This window comes from Shimia sp. MIT910701 (assembly GCF_047126315.1).
In the GTDB taxonomy this organism is placed as follows: domain Bacteria; phylum Pseudomonadota; class Alphaproteobacteria; order Rhodobacterales; family Rhodobacteraceae; genus Shimia.
In genome coordinates, this window is sequence record NZ_CP138953.1 from 2,887,189 (window position 1) to 2,903,819 (window position 16,631).

18 protein-coding genes and 1 other RNA gene are annotated in these 16,631 nt (G+C 57.7%); 7 read left to right on the forward strand and 12 right to left on the reverse strand.

Translation table 11 applies throughout. The features are described 5' to 3' along the window. Positions 1-14: 14 nt before the first annotated feature. The 12 genes from SIB38_RS13950 to SIB38_RS14005 all read right to left on the reverse strand — a co-directional run bounded on the left by SIB38_RS13950 (position 15) and on the right by SIB38_RS14005 (position 11,404). Positions 15-1,052 carry a cysteine synthase A gene (locus SIB38_RS13950; RefSeq protein WP_412550409.1) on the reverse strand — a complete coding sequence of 346 codons (1,038 nt, stop codon included), beginning with the start codon at positions 1,050-1,052 and terminating at the stop codon, positions 15-17. A 57-nt stretch (positions 1,053-1,109) separates the two neighbouring features. After that, positions 1,110-2,234 (reverse strand): NUDIX domain-containing protein, encoded by a 1,125-nt coding sequence (locus tag SIB38_RS13955; protein WP_294114733.1) that lies wholly within the window; start codon positions 2,232-2,234, stop codon positions 1,110-1,112. A 3-nt stretch (positions 2,235-2,237) separates the two neighbouring features. Next, entirely contained in the window at positions 2,238-2,672 is a 435-nt protein-coding gene (locus SIB38_RS13960) for a TrgA family protein (protein WP_294114734.1), read from the reverse strand. Next, complete coding sequence (locus SIB38_RS13965; RefSeq protein ID WP_294114735.1) at positions 2,669-3,880, reverse strand: SAM-dependent methyltransferase; 1,212 nt, start codon at positions 3,878-3,880, stop codon at positions 2,669-2,671. Before SIB38_RS13965 ends, SIB38_RS13960 begins: the two co-directional genes overlap by 4 nt. A 63-nt stretch (positions 3,881-3,943) precedes the next feature. Then, the gene (locus tag SIB38_RS13970) at positions 3,944-5,353 is read right to left on the reverse strand and encodes a cryptochrome/photolyase family protein (RefSeq protein ID WP_294114738.1); all 1,410 of its coding nucleotides are present in this window, start codon (positions 5,351-5,353) and stop codon (positions 3,944-3,946) included. Between the two features lie 64 nt (positions 5,354-5,417). After that, the gene (locus SIB38_RS13975) at positions 5,418-6,638 is read right to left on the reverse strand and encodes an aminotransferase class V-fold PLP-dependent enzyme (RefSeq protein ID WP_294114740.1); all 1,221 of its coding nucleotides are present in this window, start codon (positions 6,636-6,638) and stop codon (positions 5,418-5,420) included. 83 nt (positions 6,639-6,721) lie between these two features. After that, positions 6,722-7,138 carry an HIT family protein gene (locus SIB38_RS13980; RefSeq protein WP_294114742.1) on the reverse strand — a complete coding sequence of 139 codons (417 nt, stop codon included), beginning with the start codon at positions 7,136-7,138 and terminating at the stop codon, positions 6,722-6,724. A gap of 76 nt (positions 7,139-7,214) precedes the next feature. After that, positions 7,215-8,207, reverse strand: coding sequence for an acryloyl-CoA reductase (gene acuI / locus SIB38_RS13985; protein ID WP_294114744.1), 993 nt, complete (start codon positions 8,205-8,207; stop codon positions 7,215-7,217). An 89-nt stretch (positions 8,208-8,296) separates the two neighbouring features. Beyond that, the gene (locus tag SIB38_RS13990; protein WP_294114747.1) at positions 8,297-9,400 is read right to left on the reverse strand and encodes a dimethylsulfoniopropionate demethylase; all 1,104 of its coding nucleotides are present in this window, start codon (positions 9,398-9,400) and stop codon (positions 8,297-8,299) included. Then, positions 9,391-9,912, reverse strand: coding sequence for a DinB family protein (locus tag SIB38_RS13995; protein WP_412550410.1), 522 nt, complete (start codon positions 9,910-9,912; stop codon positions 9,391-9,393). Before SIB38_RS13995 ends, SIB38_RS13990 begins: the two co-directional genes overlap by 10 nt. Positions 9,913-9,917: 5 nt before the next feature. Next, entirely contained in the window at positions 9,918-10,553 is a 636-nt protein-coding gene (locus SIB38_RS14000) for a DUF1326 domain-containing protein (protein WP_294115232.1), read from the reverse strand. A gap of 80 nt (positions 10,554-10,633) precedes the next feature. Beyond that, a complete protein-coding gene (locus SIB38_RS14005; RefSeq protein ID WP_412550411.1) occupies positions 10,634-11,404 on the reverse strand; it encodes a DUF2182 domain-containing protein in 771 nt (256 codons plus the stop codon). An 80-nt stretch (positions 11,405-11,484) separates the two neighbouring features. Between SIB38_RS14005 and SIB38_RS14010 the strand changes: the two genes are divergently transcribed. The 7 genes from SIB38_RS14010 (at position 11,485) to chrA (ending at position 16,578) form a co-directional block, all read left to right on the forward strand. After that, positions 11,485-12,213 carry a FadR/GntR family transcriptional regulator gene (locus tag SIB38_RS14010; protein WP_412550412.1) on the forward strand — a complete coding sequence of 243 codons (729 nt, stop codon included), beginning with the start codon at positions 11,485-11,487 and terminating at the stop codon, positions 12,211-12,213. A 217-nt stretch (positions 12,214-12,430) separates the two neighbouring features. Beyond that, the gene (locus SIB38_RS14015) at positions 12,431-12,796 is read left to right on the forward strand and encodes a twin-arginine translocation pathway signal (RefSeq protein ID WP_412550413.1); all 366 of its coding nucleotides are present in this window, start codon (positions 12,431-12,433) and stop codon (positions 12,794-12,796) included. 10 nt (positions 12,797-12,806) lie between these two features. Beyond that, a complete protein-coding gene (locus SIB38_RS14020; protein ID WP_412550414.1) occupies positions 12,807-13,403 on the forward strand; it encodes a ferric reductase-like transmembrane domain-containing protein in 597 nt (198 codons plus the stop codon). Positions 13,404-13,481: 78 nt separating this feature from the next. Further along, entirely contained in the window at positions 13,482-14,135 is a 654-nt protein-coding gene (locus SIB38_RS14025; protein ID WP_412550415.1) for a TenA family protein, read from the forward strand. Between the two features lie 124 nt (positions 14,136-14,259). Continuing rightward, positions 14,260-14,609: a transfer-messenger RNA gene (gene ssrA / locus SIB38_RS14030) on the forward strand. Between the two features lie 229 nt (positions 14,610-14,838). Next, positions 14,839-15,270, forward strand: coding sequence for an ester cyclase (locus SIB38_RS14035; RefSeq protein ID WP_294114759.1), 432 nt, complete (start codon positions 14,839-14,841; stop codon positions 15,268-15,270). A 51-nt stretch (positions 15,271-15,321) separates the two neighbouring features. Further along, the gene (gene chrA, locus SIB38_RS14040; RefSeq protein ID WP_294114761.1) at positions 15,322-16,578 is read left to right on the forward strand and encodes a chromate efflux transporter; all 1,257 of its coding nucleotides are present in this window, start codon (positions 15,322-15,324) and stop codon (positions 16,576-16,578) included. Positions 16,579-16,631 lie beyond the last annotated feature (53 nt).

Consider the following 16,631-nt stretch of genomic DNA (forward strand, 5'->3'; position numbering starts at 1 on the left):
GGTGTGAGGCTGCCTTATATGTCTTCAAATACACCCGGAATGCTGCTTGGGCCTTTGTTGCCCAGCCATGCCGGGGTCGGCAGGCCTTTTTCCTTAAGGAACTCCGGGTTGAACAGTTTGGACTGATAGCGCGTGCCGTAATCACAAAGGATGGTAACAATGGTGTGGCCCGGACCCATTTCCTTGGCCATGCGCACGGCACCCCCAATGTTCACACCAGACGACCCACCGAGACACAGGCCTTCATTCTCCAGCAGGTCAAACACATAAGGCAGCGCTTCTTCATCTGAGATTTGATAGCTCATGTCCGGTGTGAAACCTTCAAGGTTGGCGGTGATGCGCCCTTGACCAATGCCTTCGGTGATGGAGCCACCTTCGGATTTCAGCTCACCGTTGGTGTAGAAGTTGTACAGCGCCGCGCCCATTGGGTCCGCAAGACCAATTTTCACGCCCTTGGGCTGCAGGGCTTCGGCGACGCCCGCCAAGGTGCCACCCGACCCCACTGCACAGGTGAAGCCATCCACTTTGCCTTCGGTCTGCGTCCAGATTTCCGGGCCGGTGGTCTCAACGTGGCTCTGACGGTTGGCGACATTGTCAAATTGGTTGGCCCAGATCGCGCCATTTGGCTCGGTCTTCGCCAGCTCTGCTGCCAAACGACCGGAATAGCGCACGTAGTTGTTGGGGTTTTTGTAAGGCGCCGCAGGCACCTGCACCAATTCCGCACCCGCCAGACGTAGCATGTCTTTCTTTTCCTGCGATTGCGTCTCAGGGATCACAATCACGGTTTTGAACCCCATGGACGCGCCCACCAGTGCAAGGCCAATCCCGGTGTTGCCAGCGGTGCCTTCGACAATGGTGCCACCCGGCTTCAGATCCCCGCGCGCAATTGCGTCTTTGATGATGTAAAGCGCGGCACGGTCCTTGACCGATTGGCCGGGGTTCATGAACTCCGCCTTGCCATAAATCTCACACCCGGTCTCGTCGCTGACTTTGTTCAGGCGGATCAAAGGGGTGTTGCCAATCGCTTGGGCCAGATCACGGGCGATATGCATGTTGCGCGGTCCTTTATAGATGTCTGAAATCCTGTGTAGGCAAGGCGCGGGGCAAACTCAAGCAATCCCGCGCAGCCTGTCGCGATGTCGCGCCAACCACAGCGCGGCCAGTACCAACGGCGCATTCACAATTTGTTTCCTGTCCACCATCTGCATCAACGCGTCAAAGCTGTAGACGTAAGAGCGAATGTCCTCTGCCTCCTGCTCCAACCCGGAGACCCCTTCCACATCATCTGGCAGGTCGGCCAACCCAACGAAAATATTGAAGTATTCCGTGCTGCACCCAGGGGATGCATAACAGTTGGCCACCTCATGTAACTCCGCGAGTTCCAGTCCGGCTTCCTCTTGCGCCTCCCGCCTGGCACAGCTTTCCGGGCTTTCTTCCGCATCCAGTCGGCCTGCGATGGGCTCCAATTGCCAAGGCAAATCATCGCCACGCGCAAACGGTCCGGGGCGGAACTGTTCGATCAACAAAACGCGATCTCGCACCGGATCATAAGGCAGCAAAATCACCGCATCGGTGGCGACAAATACTGCGCGCTTCACTTTCTCACTTTGTGATCCGTCGTACCGTCGGAAGGTCAGGCCATACTCCTCCAGCGTAAAGTACTCCGCATAGGGTCTCGACAGCGACACATCGCCTACATCCCCCGCCGTCATGCCGCTTGGACTCACCGCATCATTGCGCCGTTTGGCCTGCATCTTTGCCGTGGCCCGCGCTTTGATCAGAGGCAACATCCAATCCACTTTGGCCCGCGACCGTTGTCCAAAGTAACTCATTTCCTCAACGGCGCGCAGCACCGTGACTTCGCCAAAACGTGCCGCCCAATTGTCCAACGACCATGGCCCGTCAGGAACCCAACCTGCGTTGTCACTTTTGAACACGCGAGCCGGGTGCTCGGTCCCGTCAACGGTGACGGAAACATCCGTCAAATCATAGTCATAGCTGCCTTCATAAAACCGCAGCCGCTCAACTTCCGTATCGCTCAAGTCGCCAATGAACAGCCCTTCGGCCTGCCCACCCGAGGGCTTCAAGATCGGAAAATCCTGCCCTTTCACAGCAAACACATCATGTTTGGAAAGACACCCTGTGCGCAGGTCCAGCGACTCCTGATCTTTGCCAAGCACAGCCGCCAGCAGAGGCACGTGTCGCAACGTGCCGTACACAAATACATTTGTCATGGATTATCCCCAGTTACGCGCGGCGTAGTTTGTAAAAATGCCACTGATCACGGCGCCCATGAGCAAAGTGATCAGAACGCTGGGGTGCAGCAGATAGAGCCCATACTCCAACGCCACCGTCACGGCGCGTTCCATCGCTTCCACGGGCTCGTCCAGGCGTCGACGCATGGCCAGCCGGAACATTTCGATCAGCCCAAACAGCACCAATCCCCAAAATACCAACGCCGCCACGCCCACCAGGCCAAGCTCCAAAGAGCGGCTGCGCCCCGCGCGCCGCCCCATTACGCGCCAGCCGACAACCAAGCCTACTCCAGCGCTTATCAAAGTCATGTTGCCGAAGTTTGACCCCTCCGGCATTTGTGGTTTCACAAATTCTGCCACCAGCCCACCAATAATGGCGAGGCAGGAGGCAGCTACTAGCTTATTTGATGAGATCATGTACCAGGCTTTGCGATCGTGATTTGTGTCACGTCGCAGCTTCCACTGCGAAACGCCGCAGCACAAGAGGTCAGATAAAAATTCCACATACGGCGGAAGCGCTCATCAAAGCCCATGCCCTGAATCCGGTCCCAATGATCGTTAAACGTCTCATGCCATCGACGCAGAGTCTGGCTGTAGCTTTGACCAAACTCAATGGAGCCCGCCACGGTAAGGCCGGCCTTCTTGACCTCTTCACGCAAGGCGGTTGGACTCGGCAACATGCCGCCCGGGAAGATGTACTTCTGAATGAAATCAACACCTTTGCGATACTGCTCAAACCGTTGTTCGGTCAGCGTGATAATCTGAAGTGTGGCCTTCCCACCGGGTTTCAACCGGTCGCGCACCGATTCAAAATAGACCGGCCAGTATTTCTCGCCCACCGCCTCGAACATCTCGATGCTGGCAATCCCGTCGTAGGTCGCAGTTTCGTCGCGATAGTCCTGAAGCTTGAAGTCGACCATGTGAGAAAGCCCAGCCTTTTCAATACGTTCTTCGGCGTACTTCAACTGCTCTTCGGAAATCGTCAATCCGGTGACTTTCAAACCCCGCTCCTTGGCGGCGTATTCGGCAAACCCACCCCAGCCACAGCCAATTTCCAGCACATGATCGCCGGGTTTCACCCCCATCTGGTCCACCATGCTGGCGTATTTGGCGGTCTGCGCATCCTCCATGCTTTCCTGACCGGTCTCAAAAATGGCGGAGGAGTAGGTCATCGTGTCATCGAGCCACAGCCCGTAAAACTCGTTGCCCAGGTCATAATGATAGCTAATGTTTTTCTTGGCCTGCGCTTTGGTGTTGGTGTTCATCCAATGGCGCAGCCGTTCAAAGGCGCGCACAAAAAACATGCCGGGAAACCCGTCGCGCAGTGTGTCATTGTCAGTGCGCAGGAAATCACAGAAGGCTTGCAAATCCGGGCTGCTCCACCAGCCTTCCAAATAGGCTTCACAAAACCCAAGCTCGCCTTCCCGCATCAGGCGGGCAAAAGTGTCGTCATTGTGCACGTGCATCTCACACACCGGCCCGGGTTTTGGTCCTTCCGCCCGGAACTTGCGCCCGTCTTGCATGACAAAATCAATTCGCCCGTGGTTGATCTTCTGCGCGGTTTCAAACACCGCGGCAAAATACCGTGGCAGGTTTGCTTCCCCTTTGGTCGATGTCAGGTACATAGTGTCCCCCTCTTCCCTGTGTGCCCTAAATGCTAAGCGCGACCAGCGCCTTACGGCAAGTTTTTATTGTGATTTGAAGGTTTCATAGGCTTTGAGCGCGGCGTCTCGCCCTGCGCTCAAAGCCACGATTGGTGCTGCGAGCGGTGTTTCAAACACCGGCAGCCAACTGCGCGGGATTGCCTGCATAAATGCCTGCGCCCCCTCTGATTGCGGATCCAGCCAGTACCGACGGTAATCCCTATCACCGTCAAATTTCTCGGCCTGCGTGTCCGGATTGAAGATGCGGAAATACGGCGCTGCATCGGGGCCGCACCCGGCCACCCATTGCCAGCCCATGGCATTAGACGCCGGATCCCAATCCACCAGACAGTCTGCAAACCAGGCAAGCCCCAAACGCCAGTGCATCCTCAGGTGTTTGGTTAGGTAGCTCGCCACAATCATGCGTGCCCGATTGTGCATCTTGCCGGTCACATAGAGTTCCCGCATGGCAGCATCGACCACCTCGATACCCGTGCGCCCCTGGCACCAAGCGAAAAAGAACGGGTCGCTGGCGTTTTCATGCCAATGAAACAGCGCCCAGTCTTCCCGCCAGTTCTTTTTGTCCATGTCCGGATAGTGCCACAACAAATGCCAGGCAAACTCGCGCCAAACCACTTCCTTCAGGAAATGCTCCGCACCAGCAGCCCCTTCCTGCATGCGCCGCCGCCCGCCGTGCCACATCTGCGCGGGGCTGATCTCACCAAAGGTCAGCGCATCGGACAGGTCCGACGTCGCAGCCTCGCCAAGAAAATCCCTCTGCGCCTTATAGCCATCGGCTTTGGTTTCCAGAAAGCACGCCAGCTTCGCTTGTGCGGCCTCTTCGCCCGCTTGCACCTGTCCGGCGACAACCTCAAACCCAGACCTCATATCTACACCCAGCTGCCAGTCTTCCAGCGCATCGCTCTCTGGCCATTGCGTCGGCGCGACCAACTTAGGGACTGGCAAGCACGGGGCCACGTCCCGATGCCGCACGGCTTTCCAAAACGGCGTATACACCCGATACGGCCCGCCCTGCCCGGTCTTCACGGACCACGGCTCAAATAGCAACGCGCCGATGAAACTCTCCGCTTTTAGCCCAGCGTCCTTGGCTGCCACTTTCACCTCAGTGTCACGTTCAACCGACGCCGGATCATAGGCCCGGCTCCAAAAGATCGCATCCGCACCACTCTCCGTAGCCAGCTCCTGCAACACCGGCCAGGCTGCACCTCGCCGCAGGACAAGGCGCATCCCCCGCGCCTCAAGATCCTGCGACAAGGCTCTCAGCGACAGCAGCAAACGCAGTTTTGCCGCCGCACCGAGGCTTTCAAATATGGGATCGAGCACAAACACCGGCAAGACGGGCCCGCGTGCTGCGGCCGCTGTCAAAGCGGCATGATCACAAAGCCGCAAATCACGGCGAAACCACAAAATGGTCAGGGATTCAGGTGTTGTCATTAGGTGGCCCAAGCCCCGCCTTCAGTGTCATTTCAAACACTTACGGCGCCGCGTGGGCCATGGATCACAAAACTGCGTCGAGCGCCGCGATCAATTTCTGCACTTCGTTTTCGCTGGTGTAATGCACAAAGCTCACCCTCAAAACACCGTGATCGGTATCAACATGCATGCCCTCAAGCGCGCGGTTGGCGTAAAAATCGCCACCGCCCGCCATCACGCCGTGGCCGGCCAGTTGCGCAGCCAGGGCCTCACCCGGCGCATTGGCCACCAAAGCCACCGTCGGCGCCCGTTTGGCCGCGTCTGTCGGCCCGATCAGCCGCACCGAGTTCTTGGAAGCAGCGTAGTCCAACACCGGCTGCAGAAGCTTTACTTCATGGTCCCGCATCAGGTCATGCACCGCCGCACCGGTGGCCACAGGCGTTTCCCCCATGATCCCGTGATGGGCCGCCAAAGCCTCAATATAGTCTACCATACCCGCGCTGGCCGCAACTTGTGCATGATCCGGCCCCGCCGGTGTGAACCGCTTATACAGGCTGTCGCCGTTGAAATAGTGCCCTTGGTTGGGCAGCATGGTCCCGATATTGCGCCGGATCACCATGATGCCCTGATGTGGGCCATAGGTTTTGTAGGCGGAGAACAGATAGATATCCGCCCCCATGCCGCCCACATCCGGCAGTCCATGCGGGGCATAGCTCACGCCATCAACGCAAACAAACGCCCCCGCCGCATGGGCCAATGCGGTGATCTTGGCCACCGGATTGATCTCACCAACAACGTTGGAGCAATGCGGAAAACACACCAGGCGCACCCGATCATCCAGCAGCTCCATCAGCTTTTCAGGATCGAGATGACCGGTTTCTGGATCAATCTTCCATTCGCGGATCTCAATGCCGTCTTCTGCCAACCGCCGCCACGGGCCAGAGTTGGCCTCATGATCCTGATTGGTCACAATGATCGCATCCCCCGGGTCCATCCACTGCCGAAACGCCTGCGCCAAAACATAGGTATTTTGCGTGGTTGACGGCCCAAAGGAGACCTCCTCCGTCTCCACCCCCATGAGGGCTGCCAGACGCGCACGGGCTTCGTCCATTTCCGCCCCGCCAAGTTCGGAGGCCCGATACGGCGCATAGGGCTGCACCTTGCGCTCGCGGTAAAACCGGGTCAGTCGGTCAATCACCTGTGAGGAGGTATAGCTGCCACCCGCATTTTCAAAAAACGCTTGTCCCTCAAGCGATTGTTCTGAAAACGCCGGAAACTGGCTGCGTACAAAATCTACGTCAAGCATCGGATACCTCCCCTGAATTGACCCGCACCAAACCGCCGTTTCCCGGCGGGGTCAAGCCGGGAAACAGGCGCACGCCGCGACGTTTACGCCAGCGCCGCGCGGATTTTGTCAGCCTGCGCTTTGAGCACGGCAAAATCCGCCATCGTGCCCGGTGGGCGCAGCTTCACCCCCTCGTGGCGCGGCAACACGTGGTAATGCAGGTGAAACACCTCCTGCCCCCCGGCTGCCTCGTTGAACTGCTGCACGGTCACGCCTTCAGCGCCAAAGGCCTGCATCACCGCATGGCCCATCTTTTGCACAGTCTTCAAACAGGCAGTCAGCTGTTCTGGTGTGGCGTCCAGCATGTTGCGGCAGGGTGATTTCGGAATGATCAGACAATGCCCATCCGCGCGCGGCATGATGTCCATAAACACATAGGTGTCGTCATCCTCATAAAGCTTCTCGCTCGGGATTTCGCCCCGCAGGATTTTTGCAAAAATATTGTCGTTGTCATAGTTCATGGCGCACCACCTCCTTCAGACATGCAAAAGGCGGGCAAGTTGCCTCACCCGCCTGTTTCACAGTGTTTTCGCGCTGTTAGGCGTTCACGTCAACCACAACGCGGCCCTGCACCTGACCTTGCAGAATGTCAGCGCCCAATTGCGGCAGATCAGACAAGGTGGCCGGTTTGACCATCGCCTCGAGCTTGTCCATCGGTAGGTCTTTGGCAATCCGCTCCCAGGCGCGCAGGCGGTTGTCATAGGGCTGCATCACGGAGTCGATGCCCAAAAGGTTCACACCGCGCAGCAGGAATGGGATCACCGTTGCGGGCAGCGCTGCCCCACCGGCCAAACCCACAGCCGCCACAGAGCCCCCGTACTTCATCTGACCCAGCACCCGCGCCAACATCGCACCACCTACGGCATCCACACAACCCGCCCAGGTCTCGCTTTCCAGTGGACGCTTCACGGTCTCATTGAGCTCTTCTCGCGCCACGATCTGCGTTGCGCCCAGCGATTTGATGTAATCGCCGCTCTCGGGACGCCCGGTCACACCGGCCACTTCATAACCAAGGTTTGCCAGGATCGCGACCGCCACAGAGCCTACACCGCCCGCGGCACCAGTCACCAGAACCGGACCATTGCCGGGCTTCAACCCGTGATCTTCCAGCGCCATCACCGACAGCATCGACGTGAAACCAGCAGTCCCAACAGCCATCGCCTGCTGCGGGGACAGTCCTTCCGGCAATGGCACCAGCCAATCCGCCTTCACCCGCGCCTTCTGGCCATAGCCGCCCCAATGCGCCTCACCCACGCGCCAGCCGGTCAGCACAACTTTGTCGCCGGGCTTGTAGCGGTCATCATCAGAGGCCTCGACGGTGCCAGCAAAGTCGATCCCGGGCACATGCGGATACTTGCGCACCAAACCGCCGCCCTTGGCCGACAGGCACAGCCCGTCTTTGTAGTTCACCGTGGAGTACTCCACTGCCACCGTGACCTCTGCGTTGGGCAGGTCGTCCAGCGTCAAATCCTTGATCGACGCGCTTGCCAAACCTTCGTCGTTTTGGTCCATCACCAGTGCTTTGAACATCTCATTTCTCCTCTCGCGCCAGGCCGCCGCCCAGCTTTCTCATTCCCAAAATATCCTCGCCGAAGGCGGTCCAGCCTCGGCCACCTCCGCTATTGCCAGAAGGCCTCATAAACCGTTGCAGGCCGCACCCCATCCGGTGTCACCACATCCACCTCGGTGCCGGATTTCCAATGGGTCATCCGCACCATGCCGATCGCCACATTGGTGGTGAAATCCGGCGACCAGGCCGCACTGCTCACATTGCCCACGTGATCGTCGCCATCCATGATCGGCCACAGCTGATCACAAGGCGGCACCGAAGCGTCATGGATTTCAATAGGCCGGATCTGACGTACCGGCCCTTCCTGCGCCACGCGCAGCAAGGCATCCCGGCCAACACAACCAATCGCGGTGTTGGTGTTGCAAAACCGGCCCAAGCCACATTCATGTGGCGTGTTGTCATCGGTCATGTCGTTGCCATAACTCAACAACCCACCTTCGATCCGCTCAATCAGGTTGGGGCACCCTGCATAGACATCGAGGTCTTTGCCCGCTTCCATGAGGGCATTCCAAAGCGGCATGCCGATGTCGCTGCCCTCGACGTAGATTTCAAATCCACCCTGTTTGGAATAGCCAGACCGCGCCACCACAAGGCTACGCCCCTGAAACTCAAACCAGCCAAAGCGGAAGAACCGCACATCGCGCACTTTCTCTCCAAACACCCGCGCCATCAGATCGTCCGCCTTCGGACCCTGCACCGCAAGCGGACTGACGTCTGGCTCATCCACCAGCACATCCAGTCGATAGCCATAGGCGATGCCTTTGACCCACAACAGCAAATCGCTGTCGGCAATCGAAATCCACCACCGATCTTCGGCGAGTTTCACCGCCACCGGATCGTTCAACATGCCACCGGTCTCATCCACGATCGGCACGTAATAGCACTGCCCCGGCAACATGCCGCGCAGATCGCGCGGCGTCAGCATCTGCATCAGCTTGCTCGCATCCGGCCCCCGCACTTCCACTTGGCGCTCGACTGCCACATCCCAAACCTGCACAGCCGTTTTGAGGTGGCGGTAATCCTCTTCCACAGAGCGAAACACCGTCGGCAGCAACATGCGGTTATAGACCGTGTAAGCTTTCACACCGGCCGCCTCGACGCCGTCCGAGAACGGCGTGCGCCGCAGCCGCCGTGATGGGGAAATCAGAGCCATGAAACCTCCTCAGGCATCAAAACCAAATCCGTGTCTTCTGTGTTGCGATCATAGCCGGTTAGCATGGTATGCACTTGGCCGCGGTGGTGGGTCTGGTGGTTGAACAGATGCACCACACACAGCGCCATCGGCTTGTGCATGTCCTTTTTCAGCATCTGCGCATGCCAGCTCAAATCCCCACTCAAGCTTTCGGCGGTAACACTTTCTGCCCACTGCACAATTCTCTGATCCATGCGGGTGCGTTCCTGCGCCCAGATCGCAAACGTCGGGCACAGCTCCGCATGTTCAGTTGCCGGCTTGGACGGCCCATCCCCGCCGTCCAAGCGGCTCATCCACAGGGCATCACCCCAGAGGATGTGATTGATTGTCGCCATGACCGAGCCAAAAAACGCACCGCGATCGGCCCGCAATTCCGCCTCGGTCAGGGTTTCACACGCCGCACGCATCGTCTGGTTTTGCCAGGCGTTATACTTGGCCATCATCTGGCAGTATTCCGGCGTGATCATCGACATGGCCGTTACCGAGGTCCGTGCCAGTCGATCTGGCAGATCTCAGCAGAGCGCCCGCCAAAATCCCAAACCCGGCCAAAGGCACGCACGCGGCCTTTGGAGGCTGTCGCCACCGTGATGTCTGGCCCCATCCAGTATTTTGTGTTGGAGATCACAATCTCCTCATCTTTGTTTTTGCCTTCAACCGGATAGACCACACCCTCGATCTTCTTGCCGACGGTGATGTGGCGGGTTTTGCCGTCCTCGGACGTGTCATAAGACACAGGCTGACGCTCCACGCCAATGATCTCTCCCACCAGAACCTGGAACAGACCGGTGGTGCCTTTGGCTTTGCCGCTGAAGATATCCACCAGCGCGTTGTAAGCCTCGGGGCTGGCGCGATCATCAATGAACAGCGCCACTTTCCAGTTGCCACGGCTCATCATGCCCGGGATCTCGATCAACAGACCGATGTTCAACCCGGACAGGTCGACGTCGCCATACTGACCTTCGTCAATCCGCACACCGCCCCAGGTCTGACAATGGCCCTCTGTGGGTGGATGCAGGCCGAGGCTCACCACGCAGGGGCAGAACACCGTACAGTTACAGTTGAGGATCAGCTCCCCTTTGATGGTCCACGGAATGGTGCCCAGTCCGGATTTCATCGCGTCCGGATGGCGGTTGTCGATCTTGGCGGGCGCTTGAATGCGATCCGATGCCATAATGATTCCTCCTTAAGTGTGCTTCACAAGGCGCCCGCCGCCACATAGGCCGCGCTGCACAACAACACGAGCCCCAGCGGCTTTGTCACCCAACGCCCGACGTCGGGCAGTTTCTCAAAAATCATGATCAGCGTGGCCAGCCCCATGAAGGCGATGTTCATCACGCCGCCCACAAAGGCCAACAGCATCAACGCCCAGCAGCAGCCCAGACAAATCAGCCCCAAGCGTAGTCCGTTTTTCCAAGGCCCCTCGTCCCAATGCTGCATAAAAAACGTCATTGGCATGCGGCACTTGGACAGGCAGGCCTCCTTCATGGGGGAGAATTGATACAGTCCCGCTACCACCAACAAGAACGCGGAGAAAAACGCCGACCGGCTTTCCCCCAATGCGCCCAGCAGTCCCGCCTGAAACAACACCATCTGCAGCCCTGCGGCCAGTATGGAAAACCCGATCCACACCGCCAGATAGCCGCCCACCAGCGCAGAAAACTTCGCGCCTGGCGCTTGGCGCGCCAGATCATCGTAGGTGGCAAAGGCTGGCAAAGCCGTTGGGGCCATCATCGCGGCGCTCATCACGATCCACATCAGCAACACGCGAGCAAAGCCGCTGGCATCCGGCGTGATCGTGCACAGGCTGACCCAAAAATCCGCACCATAAATCGCGTTAAGCTCCCGCATTTCTGCTGGAATAGCCATCAGGAACAGCACAGCCCACGCGGCCAGAATACTGCCAAACAAGGCGAGCCAATGGGACCCGGTCATGGAACGAATGCGATCTGCGATCATCGTCGACATTCCTCCTCTTGCCGCGACTCACTTCTTGGGACTAAAATGTCAGACAATTAAACGCGCAGCAAACACTAAATGTCAGACAATTGAAAATAGACCCCAAGAACAAAGCCGACCTCTCCGCACAAATCGCCAAAGCCATCCGCGATGCGATTATCTCCGGTGACATGATTGTCGACGAACGCCTGCCCTCGGAATCTGAGCTGGCTGACCAATTTGACGTCTCTCGCCCCACCGTGCGCGAGGCGCTCAAACGCCTGGCGGCGCAGAACCTGATCCGCACCCAACGCGGCGCCACCGGCGGGGCCTTTGTGCGGCGCCTGTCATATGATGAGGCTTACGCGCAGCATATCACAACCAGCACGCTTCTGCTGTCTATGAACGCAGTGGATTTTGAAACCGCCTGCGAAGCCCGCTTTGCCTTGGAGCGCGCTTGCGCGCCCTTGTCGGCCCAACGCCGCACACCAGATCATCTCGCCACGATGCGCGCGGAAATCCACCGCCAGGCGCAGCCGGGCCTCTCCGACGAGCGCTTCTGTGACAGTGACGTGGCCTTTCACCGCGCGCTTGTGGATGGCGCCAACAACCCGGTCCTATCTTACCAACTCGCCGGCGCCGTGGAAGCCATGCAGCCCCTGATGAATATGATCACCTTCACACAGCGCAACCGCGATGTGATCATCGGCCTGCACACCCGCATTGCCGACGCCTTGGAAATGCAAAACAGCGCGGACGCCGATGAGGCCCTAGCGGAACTCACGGCTTACACGCTCACGCTGGGTGAAGAGGCCATGGAGGCCCGCGCACGGCGATAAACGCATGGGCACTCACAAACATGTGCACTGAAAATCTCAACGCCTGTGGCACACTGCGGCAAGGACCACCACCCCAGCCGTGCCACAGGAGTTTGCCATGTACACGCCCTACTACAATCGCCGCCGTTTTTTGATTGGTGCTGGTCTATCCACTGCTCTGGTCGCCTCGGGGATGTCTTCACCTGCTCTCGCACAGTCTTTGAAACCAACTCAAACGATGCGGGGCGGTTCAAACAACTACCGTCCAAACGCGCCTTTTGTCGAAAAGCTTGGTGATGGGTTTCATATTTCCGGCAAAGTCCGTCTGGCGGGTCAAGGCCAACCCATTCAAAATGCCCGTATCCAAATCTGGGCGGCAACCACGATTGGCGGAGAACGCGAACCGCGCAACCATGGATCCGTTCTCACTCAGGCAGACGGGTCCTATCATCTGGAAATGCACCAGATTGTGCCAAACTTTGGCCAACCGCACGCACATCTTGCCTATGATGACGGCACCTTCAAAACGGTCTTTCTGCGCCCTGTTATGCCAAGTGCACGAGACACATCGCTAAACGTCGACTTTGTCCTCACGCGGGCATGATCTTCCCATAATGGCCAAGACAGCTTTGATCTGGAGTGCGTTGGTCCTTGCTTTGCTGTTGCCTTTGGTGATCGCAGCGCAAAGCCCGTATCTTGAATATAGAGAGTCGACATACATTGCGGCCGGGTTTGCTGGCATACTTGGACTCATACTGTTCCTTTTGCAGCCGCTGCTCGCAGGCGGCCATATTCCTGGGCTCAGGCCTCGCACCGCACGTATTTGGCATCGCGCCACAGGCAGCGTCATCGTTCTCGCGGTGGTGGCACATGTCGGCGGCGTTTACCTGACAAGCCCACCGGATACGCTTGACGCGCTGCTCCTCGTCTCCCCGACACCGTTTTCTCTTTACGGAGTCGTTGCGCTCTGGGGCATGATCATCACGACCGTCCTAGTTATGTTACGGCGCCACTTGCCCTTGCGTTTTCTGCATTGGGCTATTCTTCACAATGTGCTTGCTGCGATCATTGTTATTTCAACCGTCGTGCATGCACTGCTGATCGAAGGCACCATGGGATCGGTCAGCAAATGGATAACATGCCTCGCTGTAGTCGGGACGACGCTTTGGGTCGTCTGGGACATGCGCGTGGTTCGCCGCTGGCGTAGGTAATAAACCTGCTTGCACCCAACACGGGATGCGGGTTTTCTCCGCCCAAACGGTTTCAAAGCCGCTCAACAGGAGACTCACATGCGCCCGACCGACCATCTGCGCACCCTTGCGGGTGACGATTGGACCGCCGCCACCACGCACCCGTTCTGTACCGAACTGGCAGAGGGCACCCTGCCCCTGGAAAAAATGCGCTGGTATCTGGCGCAGGACTATCAGTTTGTCGGCAACTTTGTGCGCCTTCTCGCCAGCGCCATTGCCCATGCACCCACTTTGGCCGACTCGGTCCCCGCCGCACAATTTCTGGCGCTCGTGACCGGTCCGGAAAACACCTACTTCTTCCGCTCCTTTGAGGCACTCGACATGAGTGACGCAGAGCAAAACGCGCCACCTGCCCCGCCCACCGAAGGCTTCAACGCGTTGATGGCCGAAGCCGCCGCCTCAGGTCGTTATGAGTTGATGCTCGCCGTGTTGGTTGTGGCCGAATGGGTCTACTTAAGCTGGGCTACCCCCGTGCACCCACCCAAAGACGAGCTGCCATTCTATTTTGCTGAATGGATCACGCTGCATGCTGGCGAAGGCTTTGAAGGTGTCGTGGAATACCTGCGCTCTCAACTGGACGCCGTGTGGCCAACTCTGTCCACTAAGGCGCAAAGTGAAGTGGAAGCGCTCTTCCTGCGGGCCGTAAAGCTGGAACGGGATTTCTGGGACGCCTCCTACGCGGATCATAGTTAACGCAGCTTAACCTTTGGGGGCGCAACGCACGGTCCGGTAACCTCAGCCGGGCCGTCAGATACCCCACCTCCGCGATACAGTCGCTATACAGACAATTTACAGACGTGCCAAAAACCGGTTAACGGCGCTTGCACCCCCCGCGCAACACCACTATCTATGGGGTGTTCCCTGGGGAACTATGGACATAAACGCGCTTGTAATAAACGGATCGGACCCGGGGGCGGTACCCGGCGTCTCCACCAAACATCCTTCATTTGGGGATCATGGGGACGAAATAGGATCGACGGACGTCTAAAGAAGTTAGCTTTGTCTCGGCTGTCTGCCACCGTTATCGGCGAAAACTGTACAATTGCAAATGACAATCGTGCTCCGGTAGCAGTCGCTGCGTAAGCAGTGCCTAACACCGAAATCTAAGTCCTGACGCTAGCTGCCTCAGGCGGGGTCCGCAGGAACCTGGCAACAGAATCCTGCACTTTTCCACCCAAACTTATTAAATTAACCGAGTCGCTTATTGGGTGTGGAAGGCGTTAATTTTTCAACGAAAAATGGTTAATTTGAGGCTCGGCATTAATACTTCGGCGTCAAAATTGCTTTATTTGTTAAAAATCGCAATTTCGCCACGATTTGACCTTTCTTTTTAACCTTTCGCTTACTCTTTGGACCGTAGCGTCTGCTTTGGGGATACAACTGGAAGGCACTCAAAATGTCTGTAGATAAACAGCAAGTAATCGAAGATTGGTTCCGGCGTGTTTGGGTAGAAGCCGATATGGACGCCATCGACGAGATGTTCCGTCCTGATAGTAAAGCCGAAGGCGTTTTGCCGGGCTTTGATGTGGGTCCGGACGATTTCCGGGAAATGGCAAGCATGTATCTGGCCTTGGTCGAAGATCCTATTGTCTGTGTGGAGAAGGTCATGGTGGACGGCGATTGGGCCGCAGCCCTCTGGACCATGAGCATTCTCAACCCGGTCAGCGGCGATCGCATCACCGGCTTTGGTCAACTCTTTGTGCGTTTTGAAGGCGCGCTCATGGTAGAAGCTTATAATAACTTTGATTTGGTTGCCTTTTTCGAGAAAATGGGCTTCCTCCCGGAGCAGACCATGGCCATGTGTCTGACTGGGCAAAAGGTCGCCTAAAGCCACCAAAAACACCTTGCATCCGAGGTATCGTGCGCTAGCCATAGAGCCATGACGCAGATGCCCTCTTTCTCCGACTTACTGCGCGTCTTCGGACGCATCGGCCTCCTGTCTTTTGGCGGCCCCGCAGCACAAATCGGATTGATGCACCAGGAGCTTGTCGACCGCTCGGGGTGGCTGAAAGAGAAAGAATTTCTCGGCGCCCTGTCTTTCTGTATGCTTTTACCTGGCCCTGAAGCCATGCAACTCGCCACATTCTGTGGCTGGAAGTTGCGCGGCACGCTCGGCGGCGTTATCGCTGGCAGCCTGTTTGTGCTGCCCGGTGCCGCTTTGATCTTCTCTTTGGTTGCAGGCTACGCCGCTTTTGGCGACCTCCCATTGGTCGCCTCAGCCTTTCTTGGCGTCAAAGCCGCGGTTGTGGCGATCATCGTGCAAGCTTTGTTAGGTTTGTCGCGCAAGGTACTGACAAATAGAACAAACGCGGCAGTTGCACTGGCAAGCTTCGCCGCGTTGTATTCAGCGATCCTGCCCTTTCCGGCCGTCATTGTCCTGGCTGCGGCTTTGGGATTTGTTTTGTCCCGGCAGTCAGCAACACCGGACTTAGACACCAGCCGAAACCACGTTGCAAACCCGTGGAGGCAAACTGTCACCGCCGTCGTTGTTTGGGGGCTGCTTTGGCTGGCTCCCGTGGTCTTTGCAGTGTCTGCCGGTGGTTTCCTCAAAGACATTGCGCTGTTCTTTTCGCAACTGGCCGTGGTCACGTTTGGCGGCGCTTACGCTGTGCTGGCCTATATGGTGCAAGCTGTGGTGCAGGACTTCGGCTGGCTCACCACCGATCAAATGATGGATGCGCTTGGCTTGGCCGAAACCACCCCTGGCCCGTTGATCCTCGTCACCCAGTTTGTCGCCACGCTGGCTGGCCAACTTCAGGGCGGGGCCAGTCTTGCGCTGACCGCTGGCCTGCTGGCGCTGTGGTGCACCTTTATCCCCTGTTTTCTTTGGATTTTTGCCGGCGCGCCGCACGTCTCTCGGATTTTGTCTAACCCACGCCTCAGCTCTGCACTCACCCTGATTTCCGCCGCCGTACTGGGTGTGATTGCCAACTTGAGCCTGTGGTTCACACTCAACCTCCTGTTTGCCGAAACCACTTCAAGCCCCATCGGCGCCCTGCCCGTCCTGGCCAGTTTTGATCCCATCGCCGGTGTCCTGACCGTCGCGGCAATCTTTGCGATGCTGAAGCTGCGCCTGCCACTTCTTGTTGTGCTAGCGCTCTCAACCGTCGTCGCGATGACAATTGGTCTGCTTTAGGCCAACTTTTTGCGCTGGATCATCTTTCGTTTCCCGCGCAATGGTCTATTGTC